The sequence below is a fragment of the Rhodococcus ruitaii genome (genome assembly GCF_055230935.1).
Genome location: NZ_JBUYWC010000018.1, coordinates 1 through 25646, shown reverse-complemented (window position 1 = coordinate 25646; position 25646 = coordinate 1). Strand labels below are relative to the sequence as shown.

The following is a 25646-nucleotide window of genomic DNA, read 5'->3' as shown; positions in this document are numbered from 1 at the left end:
TGACGAGCCTATAAGTCGTCAAGCGGGAAAGGCGCCGGATAGGGTCATGTCATGAGTGAATCGACTACGTGGGAGTACGCAACCGTGCCCCTGCTCACACACGCGACCAAGCAGATCCTCGACACCTGGGGTTCCGACGGGTGGGAGTTGGTGACGGTTCTGCAGGGCCCCACCGGCGAACAGCACGTCGCGTATCTCAAGCGCCCGAAGAGCTGATCCCATGGCCGAAACCTGGACCGCACGTCTCACCGCGCTCGGGATCACCCTGCCGCCGGTCGCCAAGCCGGTTGCCGCGTATGTGCCAGCGATACGCAGCGGGAACACCGTCTACACCTCGGGACAGCTTCCCATGGTCGACGGCACCCTGGCGTACGTCGGCAAGGTTGGCTCCGATGTGTCCGCCGACGATGCCAAGAACGCTGCCCGCGTCTCGGCGCTCAACGCGCTGGCCGCAGTCGATGCCCTCGTGGGTATCGACAACGTGGTGCGCATCGTCAAGGTCGTCGGATTCGTGGCCTCGGCCGATGGATTCACGGGACAGCCCGGCGTCGTCAACGGCGCTTCGGAACTGCTGGGTGAAATCTTCGGTGACGCCGGTGCTCATGCCAGATCCGCCGTCGGTGTCGCCGAACTTCCGCTCGCTGCGGCCGTCGAAGTAGAGCTGATGGTCGAGGTGCACTGATCATGGCACTCGTTCATCCGGCCTATGGGCAGCTGCGACAGGTCACCGAGAACGTGGCGGTGCTACTCGCCGAGAATCCGTCGGTGATGTCGCTCGAGGGCACCAACACGTGGATTCTGCGCGCACCGGAGCACGACGAGTGCATCGTGATCGACCCTGGTCCGCTCGACGAGGAGCACCTCGCGCGTATCGCCCAGGTTCCGGTCGCGATGACCCTCATCAGCCATCGCCACGTCGACCACACCGAAGGCGGTGAGCGGTTCGCGGAGCTCACCGGGCGCCCGGTTCATGCCGTGACGCCGGAACACCGGCACGGTGGCGGTACAGCGCTGTCGGACGGTGATGTCGTCGAAGCTGCGGGATTGCGCGTTCGGGTTCTCGCCACACCGGGGCACACGGCCGATTCGCTGTCGTTCGTTCTCGACGACGATCGCAGCGTCCTCACGGCCGACACGATCCTGGGGCGGGGAACTACCGTGCTCGACGACACCGACGGCGACCTCGGCGACTATCTGGGTTCGTTGCGGTCGTACATCGAACTCGGCCCGGGGTACACGGTGCTGCCCGGGCACGGTGCGGAACTACCCGACCTCGAGACGATCGCTCGCGGGTACCTGGCGCACCGGGAGGACCGGCTCGACCAGGTCCGCAGCGCGTTGCGCACCCTCGGACACGACACCTCGGCACGGCAGATCGTCGAACACGTGTATGCCGACGTCGACGAGTCCCTGTGGGGCGCGGCCGAGAAGTCGGTGAATGTGCAGCTGGCGTATCTGCGCAGGTAGACCGGTAGGTAGGAGTGAACGAGTGAGGCCGGGGCACCATCGGGTGCCCCGGCCTCACTCGTTCGCGGTGTGCGCGATCGTCCTAGCGGGCGCGACGTGCCAGACGCTCGGAGTCCGAGATCAGTACGCTCTTGCCTTCGAGGCGCAGCCAGCCGCGGTGCGCGAAGTCGGCGAGCGCCTTGTTGACCGTCTCGCGAGAGGCTCCGACGAGCTGAGCGATCTCCTCCTGGGTCAGATCGTGAGTCACCCGGAGTGCGCCCGCTTCCTGGGTGCCGAAACGTTGCGCGAGCTGCAGCAGCGCTTTGGCAACCCGACCGGGAACGTCGGTGAAGATCAGGTCGGCGAGGCTGTTGTTGGTGCGACGCAGACGACGGGCGAGCACGCGAAGGAGCTGCTCCGCGATCTCGGGACGCTGATCGATCCACGCCTTGAGCGCTTCACGGTCCATGCTCACCGCACGCACCTCGGTGACCGTGGTGGCGGTGGACGTGCGCGGCCCCGGATCGAAGATGGACAATTCGCCGAACATGTCGGAGGGGCCCATGATCGTCAGCAGGTTCTCGCGGCCGTCCGGTGAGCGCCGTCCGAGCTTGATCTTCCCGGAAACGATGATGTAGAGGCGGTCGCCCGGTTCGCCCTCGTTGAAAATGACGTGGCCGCGCGGGAAATCGACCGGTTGCAGCTCCTTGATCAGCGCCGCAACCGCAGAGGGCTCGACTCCTTGGAAGATGCCTGCTCTGGCCAGGACCTCGTCCACGTGCGCTCCTTTTGGGATGTTTCTTGTTGTTCTTCAGCTGGTGGGTGTGCACGTCCAGGCATCCCGGCGAGGGCCACCATTGCGGCGTACGGACGCCAAGTCTACTGTGCCTGTTGCATGTGTGAGTGACCGACACCACGGAATCGGTCCGTGTCTGTCGGATCCCGCCCGCGAACGCTACCGGCCGGTACCTACGTCAGCTCGCTCGGCTCGTGTCCAGGAGCTCCGGAGTATCGACGGGATCGGGGGTGTCGCTGCGTCGCCGACGGCGGTTGAATCGCGCCAGCGCGTCGGGGAACCCTTCGCGGGCGAGTGCGTCGACGTCATTGTGATCCGCCTGGTCGAGGAACTCCTCGACCTCCTGCTGACGAACGGACAATCGACTCAATCGCGATTCGACCCTTTCCATGGCGAGTGCAAACAGCATGAGCAGCACCGGGAGAAGTACGACAGCAAGAGCTTGCATGACGGGAAGTAAACACGGGCAAGATCTCAGAACAGACACGGCCCCCGGATCGAGTCCGACACCTTACGTACAGTGGTTCAGGTGCAACCGACCCCGTCCGAGAGCCTCGATTCGAGTCCCGTTCGCGCTGCCGAACGGAACCCGCGCAGGTCACGCCGTGCTCGGGGCCCCGAGTCTCGACTCGGTCTGGTCCGGCGCGCGCGACGGATGAACCGACGCCTCGCCGACGCTTTCCCGCATGTCTATTGTGAGCTCGATTTCACCACACCCCTCGAACTCGCGGTCGCGACGATTCTGTCTGCACAGTGCACTGACGTACGTGTCAACCAGGTCACCCCGGCGCTCTTCGCTCGCTATCCGGACGCTCGCTCGTACGCCGAAGCCGACCGCACCGAGCTCGAGGAGTACATCCGCACTACCGGGTTCTACCGCAACAAGACGAATTCGCTCATCGGCCTCGGGCAGGCGTTGCTCGAGCGCTTCGACGGCGAGGTTCCAGGCCGGATGAAAGACCTCGTCGCGCTCCCCGGCATCGGCCGGAAGACGGCGAATGTCATCCTCGGCAACGCGTTCGATGTGCCGGGAATCACGGTGGACACCCACTTCGGCCGACTTGTGAACCGCTGGAAATGGACCGACGAAACCGACCCGGTGAAGGTCGAACATGTGGTCGGTGAGCTCATCGAGCGCAAAGAATGGACTCTCCTGTCCCATCGGGTGATCTTCCACGGACGGAGGGTCTGCCACGCGCGTAAGCCGGCGTGCGGAGTGTGCGTGCTCGCCAAGGACTGCCCCTCCTACGGGATCGGGCCCACCGACCCGCAGATCGCCGCGGGGCTCGTGAAGGGACCGGAGACCGAGTATCTGCTCGAGCTCGCCGGGCGGTGACGGCGGTGCGTCCTTCGAGTGCAGGCCGTTGGAGCCTGGCAACACTGGTTGTCGTGATCGCGCTGATCGTCGCTATCTGGCCCCGCGGCGGCGACACCCCAGGCCCGAGTTCCCCAGGCCCGAGTTCCACCGCTGGCCCAGGCGCTTCCGCGGCACCCGTCGACCGTCGACCCCAGGACGACGCGCAGGCGCTCGCCCCATTGCGTGCCGCAGCGGAGCTGGCGCCGTGCCCGGCGCCGACGGGCGCATCTGCGGACGGACCATTCGCCGGACTGGTGTTCGAGTGCGTCGGTGACGGCACCCCCGTCGACCTCGCCGCCGGACTTGCCGGGCGCCCCGCTGTCGTCAATCTCTGGGCATGGTGGTGCGCTCCGTGTGCAGAAGAGCTTCCCGTGCTCGAGGAGTACGCCCTGCGCGCGGGGGACGCGGTCTCGGTGGTGACGGTGCACACCGATCCGAACGAGGCGAATGCGCTGGACCGCCTCGCTCGGTACGACGTCCGTCTGCCCGGTGTGCAGGACGGTTCAGGACGGGTGCAGGCGGCGGTGGCAGCACCGGCCGTCCTGCCCGTCACGGTGCTCGTGCGCGGCGACGGTTCGATCGCCAAGGTGTTGCCCCAACCTTTCCGCAATGCCGACGAAGTGGCCGAGGTAGTAGAGACACATCTGGGGGTTGTCGCATGATGCCGTATTGGTTGCGAGGCGTGGCCACAGGTGAGCCCACCGATCCGCACGAACTCAATCCCGTCCTGACCCGCAGGGCTCCACACGGGACTACCCCACGCCAGGCGTCGGTGCTCGTGTTGTTCGGCGGTTCGCTCGAGCCCGACCCTCTCGCCCGCGGCGGTCTGCCGGCCGACGCCGAGGTATTGCTCACTCAGCGCGCCGCGACCATGCGCCAGCACAGTGGACAGGTCGCGTTTCCCGGGGGCGCTGCCGACCCCGGGGACGACGGACCCATCGCGACCGCATTGCGTGAGGCGCAGGAAGAGACCGGACTCGACCCGGGCGGGGTACGCCCCCTGGCGGTGCTGCCCGAACTGTTCATACCGCCGTCGGGGTTCGACGTGACCCCGGTAATTGCGTACTGGGAGAAGCCCAGCCCGGTCGGGGTGGTCGACCCCGCGGAGGCAGCTCGGGTCGCGCGGGTACCGCTTCGAGATCTGCTCGATCCCGACAACAGATTCCAGGTTTCCCACCGGCTGGGGTATCGCGGCCCGGCATTCCAGGTCGATGGCATGCTCGTGTGGGGATTCACCGCAGGTGTACTCGCCGGGCTCTTCGCGGTGTCGGGGTGGGAGATCGAATGGGATCATCGGGACATCCGTGATCTGGCAGTGGTGCAAGCAGAACTCGAATCGGGGGTGATCGACGCATGACCGGATCGAATTGGATCGACCTGGTCATCGTCCTCGTCGTGATCATCGCAGCGTCGTCCGGCCTGCGGCAGGGTGCGGTGGCGTCTGCGCTTGCCTTCCTCGGGGTGTTGCTGGGGGCCGTGGCAGGCATCCTCATCGCGCCGCACGTACTCGTCCACGTCGACGAAGGACGGCTACGGATCCTGGTGGGGATCGTGTTGATCATCGTGCTGGTGGTGGTCGGGGAGGTTGCGGGCATGGTGCTCGGCAGAGCCGCGCGCAGCAGCATGCACAGCCCCAACGCCCGCGCGGTCGACAGCGTGATCGGCGCGGGGCTCCAATCCGTCGCGGTGCTCATCGCTGCGTGGCTGCTGGCCATCCCGTTGACGTCCGCAGCTCAACCGCAGATATCCGCGGCGGTACGAGGTTCACAGATCCTCGGCACCGTCGACACTCTCGCAACCGACTGGATGCGGGCGATCCCCAACGAATTCTCGGCGCTTCTCGACACCTCCGGTCTGCCCGAGGTGATCGGACCGTTCGGTCGCACGCCGATCGCAGAGGTCCCCGTTCCCAACGGCGCACTCCTCGACGGACCGATCCCGGCACAGTTGGTGTCGAGCGTCCTACGTATCAACGGTGTGGCCCCGAGCTGCCAGAAGGCCCTCGAGGGGTCGGGGTTCGTGGTGTCCCCCGAACGCGTCATGACGAATGCGCACGTGGTCGCGGGAACCGCAGCAGTGACTGTCGAAAGTGACGGGCGTGCACTCGACGCGGAGGTCGTCTTGTTCGACCCGGCTGTCGACGTGGCGATCCTCGCGGTCCCCGGCCTGACCGCGACGCCGCTCGCGTTCTCCGAGACCCCGGCGGAGTCGGGCGAAGATGCCATCGTCCTCGGGTATCCGGGCGGAGGCCCGTACACCGCCAGCGCAGCCAGGATCCGCGAGACCTTGGATCTGCAGGGCCCGGACATCTACCGCAGTGGCACCGTCGAACGTGAGGTCTACACACTTCGTGGGCTGATCCAGCAGGGCAACTCCGGTGGACCGCTCGTGGATCCACAGGGCCGGATTCTGGGAATGGTGTTCGGTGCAGCCGTCGACGACACCGACACCGGTTTCGCCCTCACCGCATCCGAGGTGAGCCGTCAGCTCGCGATGGCCGATTCGATGGTTGCCGCCGTCGAAACCGGCGCGTGCATCGTCTGAGCGATCTAGAGCGTGCGGGCGAAGTCCAGGAGTGCGGCCGTCACGTCATCCGGCTTCTCTTGGTGGGGATAGTGGCCTGCGCCGTCGATGAACTTCATGATCCGGCCGGGTGCGTGTCGCACACAGCGCCGCAGGGTCGCTGCCATCACGTACGGATCGAGCGCGCCGTGCACCTGAAGGACGGGAACGGTCAGGGTGACGTCCATTGCCTTCATGAACCGGCGGCCGTCGGGCCGCCACTGGCTGCGGAACGCCCATCGCTGATATTCGAGGCTGCAGTGCGCGACTCCCGGGATCCGGACCGCCGAACGCAGGCGGTCGATCACATCGGGGAACTCCGCGCTGCGCTGCCAGTCGCTCCCTGAACGGAGGCGGACGAGACGTTCGATCTCGGCGCCGCCGTCGCGCACGAGGAGTCGCTCCGGTCGCCACGGCAGCTGATATGCGAGGAAAGTGGGCAGCAGGGCCTTGCGCTGCGCTCGGTCCCGGACGGCAGCATCGCGGAGTGAAATCGGGTGCGGGGAATCCACGACCGCGATCCCGCGGACGAGCCGGGGGTGCAGGACCGCGGTGGCCCAGCACACGAGACCGCCGTCGGCATGACCGACAAGAATCGCCTCGGTGTGTCCTAGTGCCCGGATCAGTCCGGCGACGTCGTCGGCAAGGGTCCAGCCGTCGTAGCCACGAGGTGGCTTGTCGGTATCGCCGTAGCCGCGCAGATCTATCGCGATCGCGCGAAATCCTGCGTCGGTGACAGCGGTGAGCTGATGGCGCCACGACCACCACAGATCACCGAAACCGTGAATGAACACCACCAACGGCGCGCCGGGCGTGGTGGCGTGGGCTTCGACGGCGTGCAGCCGGATGCCGTTGGCGTGGATGTCGCGATGGGTCCACGGTCCGTCGTAACGGACCGTGGACGGATCGGGTGGGGTCAATGTGGCGATCGTCCGGGCTGCGTCAACGGGCCGCATGCTGCGGGCGATGATGTGCATCGACGTCGTCGCTGGACAGCGGCAGCACCGTCTTCGCCTGCTTGAGCGAGTCGATGGTCTTGTTCGGCGCTCGTAGCTTGCGGACCCGTAGGTAACCGATGAGCGCGAAGATTGCCGTCACGACCACCATCAGCAGGAAGACGATCAGGAACGCCAGCCAGCGGGCAACCCACACGTCGAGCAGTTCAGCGAGGAAGAAAAAGAAGAAGAACGAGCTGAAAATGAGAACAGCGAGAGCGAGGATGAAGAACAGGCTGCCCTGCAGACCCTTCTTGACCTCGCCTGTGACCTCTGCCTTCGCGAGTTCGACCTCGGCGCGGAACAGCGTGGACACCTGCGCGGTCGCGTCACGGACGAGGTCGCCGATACTGGCGTCCCGCGAGGTCGGCGTGGGTACTTCCGTCAGCGGGATTCCCGAGATGCTGCTCGGCGCCCCGTCTCCCGGCCGGTTCCCGTTCGTGACGCTCACTAGTTGACCCCTTCAGGTTGGTTCGTTCTGCTTGCGGTGGGCTCACCCACGCCGTAACAGTAGCGCCGATCCCAACCTGGGGGCGACGAGTGACGAAGCAAGGCGGTGGGCGTGTGGGTGTTTTCTTCCGGTAGGTCGCTCCCCGACGCCGCAGCGCCCTCCCGGAGCGATTTCCGGGAGGGCGCTGTGGCGAGCGGGTTACTTCTTCCGAATCGCGTCGAAGACCGCCGGGTCGACCAGGGTGGACGTGTCGCCGAGTTCGCGACCTTCCGCGACGTCACGGAGTAGACGTCGCATGATCTTGCCGGAACGGGTCTTGGGCAGCTCGGGAACGACGGTGATCTGCCGCGGCTTCGCGATCGGGGAGATCTCGACGGCGACGTGATCACGCAGATCCTTGATGAGCGCATCGCCGGTGTTCTCGACATGCTCGAGCAGGATCACGTACGCGACGATGCCCTGACCGGTAGTGTCGTCGGCCGCGCCGACCACCGCGGCTTCCGCGATGGCGGAATGACTGACCAGAGCGGATTCGACTTCGGACGTGGAGATGCGGTGCCCGGAGACGTTCATGACATCGTCGACGCGTCCGAGAACCCACAGGGCGCCGTCCTCGTCGTACTTGGCGCCGTCGCCCGCGAAGTACCAGCCCTGCTCTTCATAACGGGACCAGTAGGTCTCGCGGTAGCGCAGGGGATCGCCCCAGATTCCGCGGAGCATCGCCGGCCACGGCTGATCGAGCACCAGATAGCCGTTGCCGCCCGCGCCGAGCGGGTTGGCATCGTCGTCGACGATCTTCGCGGAGATACCGGGCAGCGGTGCCATCGCGGAGCCCGGTTTCGTCGCGGTGATGCCGGGCAGCGGGGAAATCATGATCGCACCGGTCTCGGTCTGCCACCAGGTATCGACGATCGGAGTCTTGCCTGCGCCGATGACCTCGCGGTACCAGCGCCACGCTTCGGGGTTGATCGGCTCGCCGACGGAGCCGAGCAGCCGGATCGACGACAGGTCGTGGGCGTCGGGGATCTCGCGGCCCCATTTCATGAAGGTGCGGATCAGGGTGGGGGCGGTGTAGTAGATCGACACCCCGTACTTCTCGATGATCTCGAAGTGGCGGTGCTCGTTCGGGGAGTTGGGGGTGCCTTCGTAGACGACCTGGGTGGCACCGTTCGAGAGCGGCCCGTACACGATGTAGGAGTGTCCGGTGACCCAGCCGATGTCGGCGGTGCACCAGTAGACGTCCTTGCCGGGTTTGTGGTCGAACACGTAGTGGTGGGTGTACGACGTCTGCGTGAGGTAACCACCGGAGGTGTGGATGATGCCCTTGGGTTTCCCGGTGGTGCCGGAGGTGTAGAGGATGAACAATGGATGTTCGGCGTCGAACGCCTCGGGCGTGTGTTCAGGGGAGGCCTTCTCGACAGTCTCATGCCACCAGAGGTCGCGGCCTTCGGTCCAGTCGACGTCGATGCCGGTGCGTTTGACCACGAGTACGTTGTCGATCGAGGCGGCTCCGGAGACCGCCTCGTCGGCGGCGGTCTTGAGCGGCGCGGCTTGACCGCGGCGCCACTGCCCGTCGACTGTGACGAGGAGCTTGGCTTCGGCGTCGTCGATGCGTGAGCGCAGTGCGGTGGCGGAGAACCCGGCGAAGACCACCGAGTGCGTCAGTCCGAGGCGGGCGCACGCGAGCATCGTGATGATCGCTTCGGGGATCATCGGCATGTAGATCGCGACGCGGTCGCCGGTGGCGAGTCCGAGGTCGGTGAAGGTGTTCGCGGCCTTCGAGACTTCGGCGAGCAGGTCGTTGTAGGTCAGGGAGCGGGTATCGCCGGGTTCGCCTTCGAAGGCGATGGCGACACGGTCGCCGTTGCCGGCTTCGACGTGGCGGTCGACACAGTTGTAGGCCACGTTGAGGGTGCCTCCGGCGAACCATTTCGCGACGGGCGCATCGGACCAGTCGAGCACTTGCGTCCAGGGCGTGGCCCAATCGAGTCGGCGGGCCTGGGTGTCCCAGAACGCCAGTCGGTCGGCGTCTGCGGCGGCCTGCAACTCGGGACCGGCGTTGGCGGTGGCGGCGAACTCGGCACTCGGCGGGAACGCCTGCTGGTCGTGGTCCTGGGCTGCGCTCGTCATGGTGCGGTGGCCTCTTTCCGGGTCGTGGCAAAACAGTTCGGACTCTAGTGAGCGTAGTCACCTGTGATGCGGATCGCATCGTTGCACGGTGCTGCAACCTGCTCACATGCGCTGATCGGTCGTTGCTGCGCGACGGGCGGTCGGCACCAGCGACGAGTGACCCCTCGGTGTGCCCGGTGGAGGGTGTTCGCGGCGCTCGCAGGTACCGTTCGGGATCGTGACCGATCCGCTTCAGCCCCTCCTCGATCTCCCCGGCGTGCGCGACGCCGCCGATCGCGCGCGTGACGCCCTCGCTGAGGTCCATCGTCATCGTACGAACCGTCGGGGCTGGCCCAGCACCGCGGCGGAGGCCTCGGTACGGGCCGCGCGAGCATCGGCAGCGATCGACGGGGGTTCCACGGAGCTTCCGCCTCCGGGAGAAAAAGGCGACCCGGTGCTCTCGGGTGCCTTGCGGGTTGCGCAGTCCCTCGACGGTGACGCGCTCGCACATCAGGTGTCCACCTGGCGCCGTGCGCCGCTGCAGGCTCTGGCCCGCCTGCATCTGCTGGCCGCGGCCGATCAGGTGGATGATCCCGAGAAGTTGGGCCGGCCCCGTGCGGAGCCTGGGGTGGCGCAGCGTCTCGACGGTCTCGCTCAACTGGTCACAGGAGGAACTTCGATTCCGGCCCCGATCCTTGCGGCCGTGGTGCACGGCGAGCTTCGCTCCCTGAACCCGTTCGGTGTGGCCGATGGTTTGGTGGCGCGGGCGGCGTCGCGACTGGTGTGCGTGGCTTCGGGGCTCGACACCCACAACCTCGGGGTGCCCGAAGTGACGTGGATGCGGCGAGGGCAGGCGTATCGCGACGGGATCGCAGGCTTCGGTCGCGGCACCGATGTGGGCGTCGGAGGCTGGGTGATCTTCTGCTGTGGTGCGCTCGAGGCCGGGGCTCGCGAAGCGACATCGATCGCCGAGGCATTCGGCAGCTGAGCTGTCGCCACGTCCTTCGAGCAATTCGCAGCGGGGCGATCTTGCGGCACAGCATCATTCGGCGGTGCAGCATCGGTCGTCCGAGAAATCAAAAGCGGGGGGCACTCCGATCGTGATCGGTGCGCCTCCCGCTAGCACGGACTTTCCGGGTTACCATGCGTGCTGGTGTGGGTTGTGTGTCAACGGCCTCGGCGATGATCCGGGTGTCGGCGGTTCGCTCCTCGCAACGGGTGCGAGGTCTTGCCTTCGATAACTCGGAACTCGCAGGCCCACAACGCTTCTGCCCTTATAGTGGCATCGGCTCCGCGTGGGTACTCGGTGTCCGTGCTGGGAACCGCGGGCGGGAGATCGAATCTTCTCTTCCGATTCGCTCTTGGCCTCCCGTGCTTCCGTAACTCATTTGTACCCCGTACTTTCGGCGTCGGCAAGCCCCCGGTGCGGAAAGATTCAGCACGATCACTGGATGAGGCGGGGTCGATGCCGGGGATCGTGCCGGCGCCCGGCGAGGTAGACTGCGGCGCCGGTGATCAACACCGCCGCGGCGCCCGCGGCGGCCAGTCTCAGGAGTCCTTTCTTTGACGGCCGGACGCGCCGCGACAACGGTACCGGCCGGGTGAAAGTCAATATGGGCCAGTTGTTTTCGTTCGCGATACGCCGCAGTGCGCGGTCGGGGTTGACTGCGCGCGGCTTGCCGACCACCCGCAGCATCGGCACGTCCGTCGACGAATCCGAGTAGGCGTAGCAGCGTGTCAGGTCGTACCCGTGGCGCACGGCGAGCTCGCGGATGGCGGTGCTCTTCGCCTCACCGAAGCAGTAGAACTCGAGCTCCCCGGCGTACCGCCCGTCGACGATCCGCATCCGGCTCGCGGCGCTGTGCGAGGCACCGAGTGTCTGCGCTATGGGTGTGACGACCTCTTCGCCCGACGCCGAAACGATCACCACGTCGTGGCCTCGTGCGTGGTGGTCCGCGATCAGGTCCTCGGCTTCCGCATACACCAGCGGTGTGACGATCTCGTCGAGGGTCTCGTTGACGATCGAGCGGATCTGTTCCACATCCCAGCCCTTACACATCTGTGCGATGTGCTCGCGCATTCGGTCGACTCGCGCCTGGTCGACGGCGGACAACACGAAGAGCATCTGCGCATAGCTGCTCGCAATCACCGCGCGGTGATCGAGCAGGCCGTGCTCGAAGAAAGGACGGGTGAATGCGAGAACGCTCGACTTGGCGATCACGGTCTTGTCGAGGTCGAAGAAGGCGGCGATCCGACCGGACTCGGCGGGATCCGCGGTCGCGTCTGTCACGTTCTCCACCATAAGGCCCGCGGTGCCACCGTCGGGGTCCGGATGAGCGTCACGCGCCGCTGATGCTTGAACTTGCAAACATCGAGTTTGGTAGGTGTACTATCGCGTAAGCCTGGATATCCAGGCAGGGTTCAGCCCGACCCCCCGGGGCTGAACGCTGACGACCCTCGCCTCCTCCCCCCCTGGCGAGGGTCGTCCTGTCTCCGCCGCACCGAAGTTGTCCACAGGCGCCTGATTCGTCCACAGATTCGGCGATACCGGCGAATCGGCCTTCCACGACGGTCGCCGGACGCGCACGCTGTGCGGCATGAACGACGTTCTCGCACTGATCGGCGATGCGACCCTGCTCGCAAGCCTGCGCCGTGTCGCAGCGGCAGCAGACCGGCACCTCGCCGAACCGGCCACTCTCCCGCAGCGCCGCGCATGGCTGGATGCGGTCCTGGTCGTGGTCGACCGCGACGAAGCGCTCGCCTGCGCAACTGCGCTCCCCCGCAGATCCGGAATCGTGGTGGTCTGTCCGGGCACACCCGGCCTGGACGAGTGGCAGGCCGCGGCCACGGTCGGCGCCGAACACGTTCTGGGTCTTCCCGACGACGAAGTGGAACTGCTGGCCGTCCTCGGCGCAGCGGCCGAACCCGAAGCGGGCGGAGGTGCGGTGCTCGCCGTGCTCGGTGGTTCTGGCGGAGCAGGCGCCTCGGTGTTCGCTGCTGCGCTCGCGTGGGCGGCCGCCGTTCGAGGTGCCCCGGGCGGCGTCCTCCTCGTCGATGCCGACCCCTTCGGTGCGGGACTGGACACCCTCACGGGCCTCGAAGAGCGCACCGGAATCCGATGGTCGGGCCTCACCGTCGACTCGGGCAGTGTTTCTGCCCGGGCCTTGCGCGACGCCGTACCCGAATGGCTGTCCGGAGTGGGGGTCCTCGCCGGTGACCGGGGTGCCGAGCGACTCGGCGCTGCCCCGCTCACCGCTGTTCTCGAAGCGGCGCGGCGTGCGGGCACGGTCGTGGTCTGCGACGTGGCCCGCACCTTCGACGAGGTCGCCGAGGCGGCGATCGCTGCCGCCGACACCACCGTGCTCGTCACCCAGGCGCGGGTGAGTGGCGCGTTGTCTGCAGCGCGGACGGCGGACTGGCTCACCGGTCGTGCCGCGACCGCCGGAGTCGTGGTGCGTGGGCCGGCGCCCGGAGGGCTGCGCGCCACCGACGTGGCTGCAGTGGTGGGACTGCCGTTGCTGGCGGCGATGCGTCCTCAGCCGGGGCTTGCGGAGACCCTCGAACGTGGGGGTCTGCGACTGCGGCAGCGGTCGCCGCTCGTCGTTGCTGCACTCGAAGTCTTCGATTCGTCCGTTCATGCCGGAGTGGGCGGTGCCGCGTGAACGAGGTCCTGGACGCCGAACTGCTCGACCGGGTCCGTGATCGACTCGCGGCCGAGCCGGGTGATCTGTCACCCGCGCGCGTCGCTACCGCGCTGCGAGCCGAAGCGGGCGGCGTACTCGGCGACACCGATCTTCTCGTCGCGCTGCGCCGTCTCCAGACCGAACTCACGGGGGCGGGCCCACTCGAGGCGTTGCTCGCCGACCCCACCGTGACCGACGTGCTGGTCACAGCTCCCGACCGAGTATGGGTCGACTGCGGCGGCGGCCTGACGCTCACACCGGTGACCTTTCCGGACGAGGCTGCCGTCCGGCGTCTTGCGCAGCGTCTCGCACTGTTCGCCGGGCGTCGACTCGACGACGCGCAGATGTGGGTTGACGGCCGCCTCCCCGGGCACGGCGAGTTCGGTGTCCGCCTGCACGCAGTGCTCGCCCCCGTCGCACAGGGCGGCACATGCCTGTCGTTGCGCGTGCTGAGACCGGCGACGCAAGGGCTCGACGCGCTGGTCGAGCGCGGCGCGGTCCATCCCGAAGCCCACCGGTTGCTCGACCGGATCGTGTCGGGGCGCCTCGCCTTCCTCGTCGTCGGCGGAACCGGCGCGGGTAAGACGACCCTCCTGGCGGCACTCCTCGGCGCGGTCGACCCTTCGGAACGGATCGTGTGCGTCGAGGACGCGGCCGAACTCGTGCCGGATCACCCCCACGTGGTGCGCCTCGTCGCGCGAGCCCCGAACGTCGAGGGCGTCGGGGAGGTCACCGTTCGCGATCTCGTGCGTCAGGCGTTGCGGATGCGGCCGGATCGGATCGTCATCGGTGAAGTGCGAGGCGCCGAGGTCGTCGACCTCCTGACAGCGCTGAACACAGGTCATGACGGGGGTGCCGGCACCGTGCACGCGAATTCACCCGACGAGGTACCCGCCCGGCTCGAAGCGCTTGCAGCCCTCGGTGGACTCGATCGCGCGGCCCTGCACAGTCAGCTCGCCGCGGCGGTCCAGGTGGTCCTGCACGTCCACCGTGCTCCCGACGGCACCAGAAGGCTCGTCGAGATCGGTGTCGTCGACCGCGACCCGGTCGCGGGGGTTCTTGTGGTTCCCGCGTGGACATACCCGGGCGGTGCCGCGTCCGGCTCGGCACGACTCGAACGGATCCTGCGGTCGAGGGAGGGCTTGTGACCGTATCTGTCCTGTGCGTGGCCGCTGCCGTCCTTGCTGCTCCTGGCGCCGACGCGCGTCGGCGGCTCGAACGGCACACACCCGCATCACCGGCGACGCTGCCGCGACCGAATCGAGTGCTCTGCGCGGTGGTCGTCGCCTCGGCTGGGGCGTTGCTGGTGGGAATGGGTGCTGCCATCGCTGTGGCGGTCGCGTCGGCCACGATCGCGTTCCGGTTTCGTCGTCGACAACGAGCTGCGCGTCTCGACAACGACCGGCGGACGCTGCTCTCCGGTCTCGACATGGTGATCGCGGAACTGCACGTCGGTGCACATCCCGCCGATGCATGCGACACGGCTGCGCGTGAAACCACCGGACCGACCTCGGACTCACTGCGGATCGCGGCGGCACGGGCCCAGCTGGGCGGATCTGCTTCCGACGGATTACGCGGTGCAGCAATAGAATTCGATTCAGAAGGAATCGGTGAGAGTCTCGGTCGGGTTGCCGACGCCTGGTCGGTGTCCGACCGCCACGGATTGGCGCTCGCGGAACTGTTGTCGGCGGCCCGCTCCGATCTTGCCGCCCGAATGCGGATCCGGACGCGTACCGAGGCCGGTCTCGCCGGCGCCCGTGCGACCGCAACGGTCCTCGCCGCGCTCCCCGTGCTCGGAGTGGCACTGGGGCAACTCATGGGGGCGTCGCCGCTGACAACGCTCCTCGGTGGTGGCCTCGGTGCGGTGCTGTTGGTGCTCGGCACGGTGCTCGTGTGTGCAGGGTTGCTGTGGACCGATCGCATCGCCGACAGGGTCGGCCGATGACCACGTCGATGTTGCTGCCGGCGTTGTGTCTTGCCGCAGCGCTGGTCGCCGTGCCCGACCCGGGAACACTTCGGTTGCACGCCCTGCACGGATCGCCCGGCCCCGTGCCGAATGCCGCGGCCGACACGGCGTGGGATCCGTATGCGATCGCCGCCGCGTTCGACCTCTTCGCGGCGTGTCTGCGGGCCGGGATGCCGGCAGCATCTGCGGCGGGTGTGGTGGCGGAGTCTGCACCACTCACACTTGCCTCGGCGCTCCGGCGAGGAGCAGACCGCTTGAAACTTGGTGCCGACCCGGCCGACGCGTGGTCGGCCGATGGCGACCCACTCCTCGAAGACTTCGCTCGTGCAGCCCGGAGATCAGCCAGATCCGGTGCGCCACTGTCCGACATCGTGTCCGAGCTCGCCGTGCGGCATCGTGCGGAGGCCGAAGACGAAGCCGCCGGCGACATCGAACGCGCCGGTGTACTCGTGAGCGGTCCGCTCGGCCTGTGTTTTCTCCCGGCGTTCGTGTGCTTGGGCATCGTGCCGGTGGTGATCGGCCTGGCCAAGGGTGTCCTGGGGTCAGGGCTGTTGTGACGTCGACGCGGACCGTCCGCATCGACAGAAAGGGGAAAACCGTGTTCACCGAACCCGTAGAAGAAGATCGCTCGCTCGCCCGCCGTGTCCTGGCGATGGCAGGAGACGACGAGGGTATGTCGACAGCAGAGTATGCCATCGGCACCATTGCCGCGGCGGCCTTCGGCGCCGTGCTGTACACAGTCGTGACCGGAGACGGAATCGTGTCGGCGCTGACCGGTATCGTCGAACGCGCTCTCAATACCTCGGTGTGACGGGGTGGGGTGTGACGGGGTGGGCTCGTGCTCGTGCTCGTCGCGTTGCTGCGGGCGACGAGGGCGGCGTGACAGTCGAGGCGGCGCTCGCGATTGCCTCGCTCATCACCGTTCTGATGCTGTGTCTCGGTGCTGTGCTGTGTGTTTCACAGCAGGTTCGGTGTCAGGACGCGGCGCGTGAGGCGGTGCGGCTCGTGGCGCGCGGCGACGAGGCCCGGGCGGTCGAGGTGGCTGCCCGGGTCGCCCCCTCCGGGGCGCACATCGAGGTGGGCATGGAGGGTGATCTCGTTGTCGCGACCGTGAGCGTCGATGCACCGTTGCTCCCGATGATCACCCTGAGGGCGGACGCCGTTGCTGTCCCCGAGCCGGGGGACGTGTCGTGATTCGTGTCGATCTGCGCGACGAGCGCGGCAGTGCCAGCGTCCTCGGGTGTTGCATCATGGCCGCGATCATCGTGATCACCGCGACCGTGCTGCACGCCGGAGCGGTGGTGGTGGTCCGTCACCGACTGCAGGCTGCGGCGGACCTGGCGGCGTTGGCTGTCGCGTCGTCGCTCGACCGGGGCATCGCCGACGCATGTGCTGTCGCGCAGACCATGGCCGTCCGTATGGACGTGAATGTGCGCAGTTGCCGGATACACGGGTGGGACGCGGTGGTGGAGACGTACGCTGCGGTATCGCCGTTGTTCGGCGACAGGGAAGCATCGGCTATCGCCCGGGCAGGGCCTGCCCTCGAAGACGACGCGACCGGTCACGCAGAGGGCGGCGGTTGAGTAGTGAGTGCGTCCAGTACGGATGTCAGCAGTGTTGTGGCACCGGCCTTGTCGAGCGGATCGTTACCGTTACCGCACTTGGGGGAGTGCACGCACGACGGGCAGCCGTCGAGGCATTCGCATGCCTCCACTGCATTGCGGGTGGCCTCGAGCCACTGGGTGATCCGTGAGAATCCGCGTTCGGCGAAACCCGCCCCGCCAGGATGTCCGTCGTAGACGAACACGGTGGGCAGCCCCGTGTCGGCGTGCAGGTCGGTGGACACGCCACCGATATCGCCGCGATCGCACGTCGCGACGAGGGGGAGTAATCCGATGGCGGCGTGCTCGGCGGCGTGGAGGGCACCCGGAACCCGCTCGGGTGTCAACCCGATCCGGTCGAGCAGTTCCGGTGTGACGGTGTACAGCACGGCGCGGGTGGGCAGGGTATGAGCCGGCATGTCCAACTCGATCCGGTCGAGCACCTCGCCGGTGGGGAGACGCCGGAGATAGGCGACCACCTGCCCGGTCACCTCGACTGCAGCCATCTGCACGGTCACGGGCCCGTATGTGTGGGTGTCCTCCACCGCGACGATCCGGATGTCGGTGACCTCACGCACCGACGTCGACCACTCCGGGTCCTCGGCGTGGACGAGTGCGACACCGTCGTCGAGATGCAGTTCGTCGACGACGAAGGCCTCGCCCTGGTGGAGGTGTACCGCGCCGGGGTGGACGGTCGCGGGTGCACGCCCTGCTTCGACGGTGCCGAGCATCCGGCCTGTGTCGGCCTCGACGATCGCGACCTGATTGCCGACGCCGCCGCGGATGTCGACTTCGGAGTGCGGGTGGATGTCCGGTGTGACGAACCAACCGCGCGCGCGCCGACGGATCAGCCCCTGTGTCGCCAGGTCCGTGAGCAGGTCTTGCGCGTCGAATCCGTCGACCTCCCGGTGCGAGAGTGGCAACTCCAGCGCAGCACACAACAGTTGCGGTCCGAGTACGTACGGATTGGTGGGGTCGGTCACGGTCGCCTCGACCGACCTGCCGAGCAGTGCCTCCGGGTGGTGTACGAGGTAGGTGTCGAGTGGGTCGTCGCGTGCGACGAGCACGACCAGCGAACCTTGACCCCGCCGCCCGGCCCGGCCACCCTGCTGCCAGAACGACGCGACCGTCCCGGGGAATCCGGCGACGACGACGGCGTCGAGGCCTGCGATGTCGACCCCGAGTTCGAGCGCGTTCGTGCTTGCGACACCGAGGAGCCGGCCGTCGGACAGGGCCGCTTCGAGGTCGCGACGGTCCTCGGCGAGGTACCCGGCGCGATAGGTCGCGACACGGTCCGCCAGGTCGGGCGCCGATTCGGTGAGCAGCCGCCGTGCCCCCATCGCGGTGAGTTCGGCGCCGTGACGTGAACGGACGAATGCCAGGGTGCGCGCGCCTTCGACGACGAGGTCGGCCAACAGTCGAGCGGCCTCGGTACCGGCGGCGCGTCGTACGGGCGCACCGTGCTCGCCGGTGACTTCCCGGAGCAGAGGTGGTTCCCACAAAGCGACCGTGCACGGACCGTGTGGCGAACCGTCCTCGGTCACCTCCTCGCACGGCGCCCCGATCAACCGGGACGCGGCGGTTCCAGGATCGGCGGTGGTGGCGGACGCCAGGATGAACACCGGGTCGGCGCCGTAATGGTTCGCGAGCCGGCGCAACCGCCTGATGACCAACGCGACATGCGATCCGAAGACGCCTCGGTACGAGTGGCACTCGTCGATCACGACGTACCGCAGTCGACGCAACAAGCGCGCCCAGCGTGCGTGGCGGGGCAGGATCCCCAGGTGCAGCATGTCGGGATTGGTGAAGATCCACCGAGAATGGCTACGTGCCCATCGGCGCAGCTCGGTGGAAGTGTCGCCGTCATACGCGCACGGATGTGCCGTCGAGAGGTCGGGCATCGACCGGGTCAGTTCCGTCACCGCGCGCAGTTGGTCTGCGCCGAGGGCCTTCGTGGGGGAGAGGTACAGCGCGGTGGCCTGTGGATCGGACACCAGCGCGGTGAGTACCGGAAGCTGGTAGGCGACGGATTTGCCCGACGCCGTGCCGGTGGACACCACGACGTTGGTGCCTGCTGCCGCGAGGTCGGCGGCGTGGATCTGATGAGACCAGGGCTCCGACACCCCGTGCTCACCGAGCGCGTCGACCACGGACCCGGCGGCCCACCCCGGCCAGCGGGCGTGTCGTGCCTTCCGGGCGGGAAGCTCGGCGGTGTGGGTGAGCGGGTGCTCGTTCGATGGTGTGCCGGCGAGCAGTCGATCGAGCAGGGCCTGCCCGTAGCCCGGGGCAGTGCTTCCGCCGGTGTCGATACCTGATGAACTGGTCACATGTCGGCTCCGCTGGATCGAATTCGGCACGGGGTGGAGTCTGCACCGCGTACCATGGGTTCACACCTCCACCCGCCGGTCATGGTACCGAGCGGGCTACAAGATCAGAATTTTGGCGCGATTGTGCCAAACCTACTGTTGCGACCGCCCGGAACATGATTGACTGGCACGCGGTCGCAGCTTCTGTGTTCGTAGACTTGAGAGAGTGCACGCTCGCAGGATCGATGGTTGCGGGCGGTGTGCTTGAGCTCTTCCAACGGGGGATTCGAAAGGTACAGCGGTCGGAATCGGGACCTGGCGGCCGCTGTACCCAGCGGCTCGTCGAATCCGGTGTTAGAAAGAGAAGGAAAAGCATGGCACAGGGCACTGTGAAGTGGTTCAACGCGGAGAAGGGCTTCGGCTTCATCGCTCCGGAGGACGGCTCTGCCGACGTGTTCGTTCACTACTCCGAGATCCAGGGTTCCGGTTTCCGCACCCTCGAGGAGAACCAGCGCGTCGAGTTCGAGGTCGGACAGGGCACCAAGGGCCCGCAGGCCACCGGTGTGCGCGCCGTCTGATTCGACGCGCTCCATCGAGCACCTGTGAGGGTGATCGCCCTCATCCCATCGTCCCCTGTCGCCACCGGCGATGGGGGACGATGGTTTTTCGGGGTGAGACAACTGGAGATAGTCCTGGACGGGGAGGTAGCAGTGAGTCAACTGTCCTTCTTCGGCGCCGATACCGCGCCGCCTGAGCTGTCCGACCTGAGCGGACTGCTCGCCGCACAGGGGAAAATCGTGTCGCGCACGGCCGGGTCTGCGCAGATTTCGGTGACGGTCGATGCGCGGTGGCGCGCGTTCGCGATCGCTGATCGGATCGCCGCCACCGGCCTGACCGCAGAAATCGATGCGGCGCCGGACGGATCTCCCCGGGTGCGCACCGCCGACGTTCCGGATCTCGGCCCCCTCGCGACCGCGTGGTCGCAGGGCGGAACCAAGAGTGTCCCGGCCGGATGGGTCCCGAACGCCGGAGCGCTGAGGACATGGTTCCTGGCAGCGGGCAGGATGGAGGCCGAGGGGGTGCGATATGTCCTCGGGCTCGACCCGGATGCGCCCGGTACCTACGTGGCACTCTCCGAGGCTTTGATGCTGGCCGGAATCGCCCCCACCTTGATCAGTACTCATTGCACCCCACCTGGGCTGAGAGTGTCGGGCCCGCGCCGCATCGCGAGGCTCGACGAAGGCCTCGGAGCGCCTCCCGACTACTCCGAAGCCCGCGCGATCTGGCCACGTCACGAGCACGGAGGGCACCACATGTGACGAGCGATCTACCGGGTATGTGCGACCCTGTGTGTGACCGAGTCGGGGAGACAGGTCGGTATACATGTCTTCGAAAGACAGACATGTCGGCAAAAGGGAAGGTTCAGGCGTCACGGTGGCAGCACGGGACAAAGGCACGTCGGACAACGCGTCGGGAACGCGCCGACTCGTCATCGTCGAATCTCCGACCAAGGCGAAGAAGATCGCGCCCTACCTGGGGCGCAACTATGTGGTCGAAGCCTCCGTCGGACACATCCGCGATCTTCCACGCGGTGCAGCGGACGTCCCCGCCAAGCACAAGGGTGAGTCGTGGGCTCGGTTGGGTGTCGATGTCGATCACGACTTCGAGCCGCTGTATGTCGTCAGCCCCGAAAAGAAGTCGAAGGTCACCGAGCTCAAGTCACTCCTGAAGGACGCCGACGAGCTCTACCTCGCCACCGACCCCGACCGCGAGGGCGAAGCCATCGCGTGGCATCTCCTCGAAACACTCAAGCCGAAGGTTCCGGTCCGCCGGATGGTCTTCCACGAGATCACCGAACCGGCGATCCGCGCTGCGGCCGAGAACACCCGTGAGCTCGACAACGACCTCGTCGACGCGCAGGAAACTCGCCGTATCCTCGATCGCCTGTACGGCTACGAAGTCAGCCCGGTGTTGTGGAAGAAGGTCATGCCGCGACTATCGGCGGGCCGAGTCCAGTCGGTCGCGACTCGTGTCATCGTGCGCCGTGAACGTGAGCGCATGGCATTCAAATCCGCCGAGTACTGGGACATCGCCGCGACCATGGACGCCGGTGCCGCTGCGAGCCCCCGCTCGTTCGGTGCGCGCCTCGTCAATGTCGACGGTTCCCGCGTCGCTGCAGGTCGCGACTTCGGTCCTGATGGCGCTCTGAAGACCGACGGTGTCGTCGTGCTCGACGAGGCGTACGCCCGTAGCCTCGCCGAGGCGCTGTCCGGTGCCGCGCTGACGGTGTCGTCGGCCGAGAGCAAGCCGTACACACGCAAGCCCTACGCACCGTTCATGACCTCCACGCTGCAGCAGGAGGCCGGCCGCAAGCTCCGGTTCGGGTCCGAGCGCACGATGCGCATCGCCCAGCGGTTGTACGAGAACGGCTACATCACGTACATGCGTACCGACTCGACGACACTGTCGGAGTCGGCGATCGCGGCGGCAAGGTCGCAGGCGACGCAGCTGTACGGTGCCGAGTACGTGCATGCGTCTCCCCGCCAGTACACCCGCAAGGTCAAGAACGCGCAGGAAGCACACGAGGCCATCCGACCGGCCGGTGATGTCTTCGCGACGCCGGGCGAATTGCACGCGCGGCTCGATGCGGACGAGTACAAGCTGTACGAGTTGATCTGGCAGCGGACCGTCGCGTCGCAGATGGCCGACGCCCGCGGAACCACCCTTACGCTCCGCATCGCCGGCACCGCTGGGACCGGCGAGGTGTGCACCTTCTCGTCGTCGGGCCGCACGATCACGTTCGCGGGCTTCCTCAAGGCATATGTCGAAAGCGTCGATGAAGAGGCCGGCGGGCAGTCCGACGATGCGGAGTCGCGGCTGCCCAACCTCAGTGAAGGCGCGGCGGTCACCGCAACGAAGCTCGATCCGGACGGCCACTCGACCAATCCGCCCGCTCGGTTCACCGAAGCGAGCCTGATCAAGACTCTCGAGGAGTTGGGTATCGGGCGTCCGTCCACGTACGCCTCGATCATCAAGACGATTCTCGACCGCGGCTATGTCTACAAGCGTGGCAGTGCGCTGGTGCCGTCGTGGGTCGCGTTCTCGGTGATTGGCCTGCTCGAGGCTCATTTCGCTCAGCTGGTCGACTACGACTTCACCGCGGGTATGGAGGACGATCTCGACGAGATCGCCGCAGGTCAAGAGCAGCGCAGCGCGTGGCTGTCCCGGTTCTACTTCGGTGGCGAGCATGGCGACGAGGACTCGGTCGCACGCAAGGGCGGTCTGAAGAAGCTGGTCGGGCAGAACCTCGAGGACATCGATGCCCGCGAGATCAACTCGATCCGGTTGTTCGACGATGCGGAGGGTCGCGAGATCCACGTGCGGGTGGGCCGGTTCGGCCCATACCTCGAACGAATGGTCGTCGACCCGGACAACCCGGACGGCGACCTCGTCTCGCAGCGCGCGAATCTGCCCGAGGATCTGCCGCCGGACGAGCTGACTCTCGAATACGCGGAGAAGCTCTTCTCGACCCCGCAGGAGGGGCGGGTTCTCGGCGTCGACCCGGCGACCGGACACGAGATCGTGGCCCGCGAGGGGCGCTTCGGTCCGTACGTCACCGAGTTGCTGCCCGAGCCGAAACCCGAACCCGAACCGGAACCCGATGTCACTCCTGTCCCGGTCGAAGAGCTGAGCGGCGGCGCAACGAAGACCGCGACGAAGACGGCCGCGAAGAAGGCAGCCAAGAAGGCGCCGGCGAAGAAGGCGACGAAGAAGGCGACGGGCCCGAAGCCGCGCACGGCATCCCTTCTCAAGACGATGGAGTTGTCGTCCGTCACCCTCGACGACGCCCTGCGGTTGCTGTCACTGCCGCGTGTCGTGGGTGTAGATCCGGAGTCCGGCGACGAAATCACCGCTCAGAACGGTCGCTATGGCCCGTATCTGAAAAAGGGTACGGATTCGCGGTCGCTGGCGACCGAGGAACAGCTGTTCACGGTCACCCTCGATGAAGCCCTGAAGATCTACGCGGAGCCGAAGCGTCGTGGACGTCAGGCGGCAGCTGTTCCGCCGTTGCGGGAACTCGGCGTAGACCCAGTCAGCGAGAAGCCGATGGTGATCAAAGACGGCCGATTCGGTCCGTACGTCACCGACGGAGAGACGAACGCGAGCCTGCGTAAGGGCGACGAGGTCGGCACGATCACCGACGAACGTGCATCCGAGCTGTTGGCTGATCGTCGTGCCCGGGGGCCGGCGAAGAAGACCACCAAGAAGGCGGCGAAGAAGGCTCCGGCAAAGAAGACTGCCGCGAAGAAGACCACTGCCAAGAAGACCACTGCCAAGAAGACCGCCGTGAAGAAGGCTCCCGCAAAGAAGTCCGCAGCCGAGGAGACGACCGACTGAGCTGTCCGAGCCGACGTGGTCGGTGCCGGTCGCTACGCTGAGTCCCATGCCCGGAGTCTTCGATCGTCTCGTCGGTCAGCGCGATGTCGAGACCGACCTGGTCGGTGCAGCCGTAGCCGCACGCACGGGTGTCTCAGGCTCCGCGATGACGCACTCCTGGCTGTTCACGGGCCCGCCCGGATCGGGTCGGTCCGTGGCGGCCCTGTGCTTCGCGGCGGCACTGCAGTGCACCGACGACGCAAGCCCCGGGTGCGGTCGCTGCCACGCATGCACCACGACGATGGCAGGAACTCACGGCGATGTCCGACGTGTCGTTCCCGAGGGACTGACGATCAGCGTCAAGGCGATGCGCGAGATCGTGCAGGTCGCGGCACGGCGGCCGAGTACCGGGCGCTGGCAGGTTGTGGTCATCGAAGATGCCGACCGCCTTACCGAAGGCGCAGCGAACGCGCTGCTCAAAGTTGTCGAGGAGCCGCCACAGCGCACGGTGTTTCTCCTGTGTGCGCCGTCGGTCGACCCGGAGGACATCTCGGTGACCCTGCGGTCGCGATGCCGACACGTCGGGCTCATCACTCCGAGCGTCGACTCGATCGCCCAGGTCCTTCGCGACGTCGACGGTATCGCGGCAGATGCCGCGCAGTGGGCGGCATCGGTCAGTGGTGGCCATGTGGGCCGTGCTCGACGTCTCGCCACGGATCCGGCTGCTCGCGACAACCGCACCCGCGCCCTCGAGGTCGCCGGCGCTGTACTGAGACCGGCCACCACCTATTCCGCCGCGGAAGAACTCGGAAAGAGCGCGGAGACCGAGGCGAAGGAGATCAGCACAGACCGGGACGAGCGGGAAACCGAGGAACTCAAAACCGCGCTCGGTGCAGGCGGAACGGGTAAGGGCGCGGCCGGTGCGCTGCGAGGTTCGGCGGGAGTACTCAAGGAACTCGAACGCAGCCAGAAGTCGCGCAAGACCCGCACAGAGCGCGACATCATGGACCGCGCCCTCATCGACCTCGCCGGGTTGTACCGGGACGCGCTCGCTCACTCGATGGGTGCGGCTGCGACACCCAACCACCCCGACATGTCAGACCGTTCCCGCGACCTCGCATCCCGAGCAAGGCCCGAAGGGCTACTCGACTGCATCGAAGCGATCCTCGACTGTCGCGAAGCGCTCGCGCAGAATGTCAAGCCACGCTTCGCGCTGGCCGCAATGGCCGCCCGTCTGAGCACAGCATTCCGGTGACTGCTCTGCCGGTTTGCGCCGGGCGGGGGGGTTTCGGCTAGACTTCGGTCGCCGCAAGGCGCGCTGCCTTAGCTCAGTCGGTAGAGCATTTCACTCGTAATGAAAAGGTCGAGAGTTCGATTCTCTCAGGCAGCTCAGAGACGAAGGGCCCGTCCCGTAAGGGGCGGGCCCTTCGTTGTCCTCGGGACTTCTCCGGATATACGTGGATCATGGGAACCATGCTGATAGAACTGTTCTCTCTCATTCTGATTCTCGGTGCACTGGCAGTCGTGCTCCCGATGGCGATCCGCGTCTTCCGCAACCGCGATGATCGCTGAGCAAGGATCCGCATTCTGAGGCGTCGGCATCTCTACGACGAGCTCCGGCATCTCTCGACAAGTTGCAGTGCAACGGCTCATGCTCGATGTATGAGCGAGTCGTTGAAGGAGCGCGTGCGGGACAAGATCCTCCGGCAGCGCATCGAAGATGGTGGCCGGCCCATCGGGGACGCCGAAGGCGACGACCCCAGGACCATGGACCTGAACCACGATCTGATGGCGCTCGACGCCGCAGGGGACGATGACGCCGTCGTGCAGGCCCTTGCGGAGAAATACTGGGTGCCCTGATGGCAGGAACGCCTCGTTGACCTGGCGATTTGGTGTTCCGGTTCCTCCTCGCGTAACTTATTCCAGGTCAGAGCGACACGGACACCGACCCCGACCACACGGTCAGGGACAACGAGGTTGGACGCAGGCGCCTGAAT

General features: G+C 66.8%; 27 protein-coding genes and 1 tRNA gene. 21 read left to right on the top strand and 7 right to left on the bottom strand.

The window, feature by feature from the left end; translation table 11 throughout:
* Nucleotides 1-51: 51 nt before the first annotated feature.
* The 3 genes from ACZI8W_RS21595 to ACZI8W_RS21585 are packed head-to-tail and all read left to right on the top strand — an operon-like array spanning nt 52 to nt 1467.
* Nucleotides 52-216 carry a Sp36 family protein gene (locus ACZI8W_RS21595; RefSeq protein WP_463370562.1) on the top strand — a complete coding sequence of 55 codons (165 nt, stop codon included), beginning with the start codon at nt 52-54 and terminating at the stop codon, nt 214-216.
* Between the two features lie 4 nt (nt 217-220).
* Nucleotides 221-682: a RidA family protein gene (locus ACZI8W_RS21590; RefSeq protein ID WP_463370561.1), complete on the top strand. Its 462-nt coding sequence runs from the start codon at nt 221-223 to the stop codon at nt 680-682.
* Between the two features lie 2 nt (nt 683-684).
* A complete protein-coding gene (locus ACZI8W_RS21585) occupies nt 685-1467 on the top strand; it encodes an MBL fold metallo-hydrolase (protein ID WP_463370560.1) in 783 nt (260 codons plus the stop codon).
* An 82-nt stretch (nt 1468-1549) separates the two neighbouring features.
* Here the strand turns inward: ACZI8W_RS21585 and ACZI8W_RS21580 are convergent, their stop codons facing one another.
* Both ACZI8W_RS21580 and ACZI8W_RS21575 read right to left on the bottom strand, forming a co-directional pair.
* Nucleotides 1550-2224, bottom strand: coding sequence for a Crp/Fnr family transcriptional regulator (locus ACZI8W_RS21580; RefSeq protein ID WP_132474876.1), 675 nt, complete (start codon nt 2222-2224; stop codon nt 1550-1552).
* Nucleotides 2225-2420: 196 nt separating this feature from the next.
* Nucleotides 2421-2690, bottom strand: coding sequence for a hypothetical protein (locus ACZI8W_RS21575; protein ID WP_463370559.1), 270 nt, complete (start codon nt 2688-2690; stop codon nt 2421-2423).
* Nucleotides 2691-2897: 207 nt separating this feature from the next.
* Between ACZI8W_RS21575 and nth the strand changes: the two genes are divergently transcribed.
* Genes nth through ACZI8W_RS21555 form a run of 4 tightly spaced genes read left to right on the top strand, consistent with a single transcriptional unit; the run spans nt 2898 to nt 6143 of the window.
* Nucleotides 2898-3578: an endonuclease III gene (gene nth, locus ACZI8W_RS21570; protein WP_463370659.1), complete on the top strand. Its 681-nt coding sequence runs from the start codon at nt 2898-2900 to the stop codon at nt 3576-3578.
* 5 nt (nt 3579-3583) lie between these two features.
* Nucleotides 3584-4261: a TlpA family protein disulfide reductase gene (locus tag ACZI8W_RS21565; RefSeq protein ID WP_463370558.1), complete on the top strand. Its 678-nt coding sequence runs from the start codon at nt 3584-3586 to the stop codon at nt 4259-4261.
* Nucleotides 4258-4956 (top strand): NUDIX hydrolase, encoded by a 699-nt coding sequence (locus ACZI8W_RS21560; protein WP_463370557.1) that lies wholly within the window; start codon nt 4258-4260, stop codon nt 4954-4956. Before ACZI8W_RS21565 ends, ACZI8W_RS21560 begins: the two co-directional genes overlap by 4 nt.
* On the top strand, nt 4953-6143 hold the full coding sequence (locus ACZI8W_RS21555; RefSeq protein WP_463370556.1) for a MarP family serine protease: 1191 nt from the start codon (nt 4953-4955) through the stop codon (nt 6141-6143). The genes ACZI8W_RS21560 and ACZI8W_RS21555 overlap by 4 nt, the downstream gene beginning before the upstream one ends.
* A gap of 5 nt (nt 6144-6148) precedes the next feature.
* Here ACZI8W_RS21555 and ACZI8W_RS21550 read toward each other — a convergent pair whose 3' ends face one another.
* From ACZI8W_RS21550 to acs, 3 genes are all read right to left on the bottom strand, one after another.
* Nucleotides 6149-7081: an alpha/beta fold hydrolase gene (locus ACZI8W_RS21550; RefSeq protein ID WP_463370658.1), complete on the bottom strand. Its 933-nt coding sequence runs from the start codon at nt 7079-7081 to the stop codon at nt 6149-6151.
* A gap of 22 nt (nt 7082-7103) precedes the next feature.
* Nucleotides 7104-7607, bottom strand: a complete 504-nt coding sequence (locus ACZI8W_RS21545) for a phage holin family protein (RefSeq protein ID WP_463370555.1) — start codon at nt 7605-7607, stop codon at nt 7104-7106.
* Nucleotides 7608-7805: 198 nt separating this feature from the next.
* Nucleotides 7806-9737, bottom strand: a complete 1932-nt coding sequence (gene acs, locus ACZI8W_RS21540; RefSeq protein WP_463370554.1) for an acetate--CoA ligase — start codon at nt 9735-9737, stop codon at nt 7806-7808.
* Nucleotides 9738-9954: 217 nt separating this feature from the next.
* Between acs and ACZI8W_RS21535 the strand changes: the two genes are divergently transcribed.
* Nucleotides 9955-10704: a Fic family protein gene (locus tag ACZI8W_RS21535; RefSeq protein WP_463370553.1), complete on the top strand. Its 750-nt coding sequence runs from the start codon at nt 9955-9957 to the stop codon at nt 10702-10704.
* Between the two features lie 456 nt (nt 10705-11160).
* On the opposite strand, the gene ACZI8W_RS21530 is transcribed toward ACZI8W_RS21535, so the two are convergent.
* Entirely contained in the window at nt 11161-12018 is an 858-nt protein-coding gene (locus tag ACZI8W_RS21530; protein WP_463370657.1) for an HAD family hydrolase, read from the bottom strand.
* Nucleotides 12019-12313: 295 nt separating this feature from the next.
* On the opposite strand from ACZI8W_RS21530, the gene ssd reads away from it, so the two are divergent.
* The 7 genes from ssd (at nt 12314) to ACZI8W_RS21495 (ending at nt 16948) form a co-directional block, all read left to right on the top strand.
* Nucleotides 12314-13378 carry a septum site-determining protein Ssd gene (gene ssd, locus ACZI8W_RS21525; protein WP_463370552.1) on the top strand — a complete coding sequence of 355 codons (1065 nt, stop codon included), beginning with the start codon at nt 12314-12316 and terminating at the stop codon, nt 13376-13378.
* On the top strand, nt 13375-14547 hold the full coding sequence (locus tag ACZI8W_RS21520) for a TadA family conjugal transfer-associated ATPase (protein WP_463370551.1): 1173 nt from the start codon (nt 13375-13377) through the stop codon (nt 14545-14547). The genes ssd and ACZI8W_RS21520 overlap by 4 nt, the downstream gene beginning before the upstream one ends.
* Nucleotides 14544-15344, top strand: a complete 801-nt coding sequence (locus tag ACZI8W_RS21515) for a type II secretion system F family protein (RefSeq protein WP_463370550.1) — start codon at nt 14544-14546, stop codon at nt 15342-15344. Before ACZI8W_RS21520 ends, ACZI8W_RS21515 begins: the two co-directional genes overlap by 4 nt.
* Nucleotides 15341-15922: a type II secretion system F family protein gene (locus tag ACZI8W_RS21510; protein WP_463370549.1), complete on the top strand. Its 582-nt coding sequence runs from the start codon at nt 15341-15343 to the stop codon at nt 15920-15922. The genes ACZI8W_RS21515 and ACZI8W_RS21510 overlap by 4 nt, the downstream gene beginning before the upstream one ends.
* A 95-nt stretch (nt 15923-16017) precedes the next feature.
* Nucleotides 16018-16176, top strand: coding sequence for a DUF4244 domain-containing protein (locus ACZI8W_RS21505; protein ID WP_463370656.1), 159 nt, complete (start codon nt 16018-16020; stop codon nt 16174-16176).
* Nucleotides 16177-16244: 68 nt separating this feature from the next.
* Entirely contained in the window at nt 16245-16559 is a 315-nt protein-coding gene (locus ACZI8W_RS21500) for a TadE family type IV pilus minor pilin (protein ID WP_463370655.1), read from the top strand.
* On the top strand, nt 16556-16948 hold the full coding sequence (locus tag ACZI8W_RS21495; protein ID WP_463370548.1) for an Rv3654c family TadE-like protein: 393 nt from the start codon (nt 16556-16558) through the stop codon (nt 16946-16948). Before ACZI8W_RS21500 ends, ACZI8W_RS21495 begins: the two co-directional genes overlap by 4 nt.
* Here the strand turns inward: ACZI8W_RS21495 and ACZI8W_RS21490 are convergent.
* Nucleotides 16927-19293, bottom strand: a complete 2367-nt coding sequence (locus ACZI8W_RS21490; RefSeq protein ID WP_463370547.1) for a DEAD/DEAH box helicase — start codon at nt 19291-19293, stop codon at nt 16927-16929. The two genes, ACZI8W_RS21495 and ACZI8W_RS21490, sit on opposite strands and share 22 nt — an antisense overlap.
* Nucleotides 19294-19646: 353 nt before the next feature.
* Between ACZI8W_RS21490 and ACZI8W_RS21485 the strand changes: the two genes are divergently transcribed.
* The 6 genes from ACZI8W_RS21485 (at nt 19647) to ACZI8W_RS21460 (ending at nt 25509) form a co-directional block, all read left to right on the top strand.
* On the top strand, nt 19647-19850 hold the full coding sequence (locus tag ACZI8W_RS21485; protein WP_005248460.1) for a cold-shock protein: 204 nt from the start codon (nt 19647-19649) through the stop codon (nt 19848-19850).
* A 132-nt stretch (nt 19851-19982) separates the two neighbouring features.
* Nucleotides 19983-20591, top strand: a complete 609-nt coding sequence (locus ACZI8W_RS21480; RefSeq protein ID WP_463370546.1) for a hypothetical protein — start codon at nt 19983-19985, stop codon at nt 20589-20591.
* A 115-nt stretch (nt 20592-20706) separates the two neighbouring features.
* Nucleotides 20707-23670: a type I DNA topoisomerase gene (gene topA / locus ACZI8W_RS21475; protein WP_463370545.1), complete on the top strand. Its 2964-nt coding sequence runs from the start codon at nt 20707-20709 to the stop codon at nt 23668-23670.
* 46 nt (nt 23671-23716) lie between these two features.
* Nucleotides 23717-24904, top strand: coding sequence for a DNA polymerase III subunit delta' (locus ACZI8W_RS21470; RefSeq protein WP_463370544.1), 1188 nt, complete (start codon nt 23717-23719; stop codon nt 24902-24904).
* A 62-nt stretch (nt 24905-24966) separates the two neighbouring features.
* A tRNA-Thr gene (locus ACZI8W_RS21465) sits at nt 24967-25039 on the top strand.
* 272 nt (nt 25040-25311) lie between these two features.
* The gene (locus ACZI8W_RS21460) at nt 25312-25509 is read left to right on the top strand and encodes a hypothetical protein (RefSeq protein ID WP_463370543.1); all 198 of its coding nucleotides are present in this window, start codon (nt 25312-25314) and stop codon (nt 25507-25509) included.
* The last annotated feature ends 137 nt before the right edge of the window (nt 25510-25646 follow it).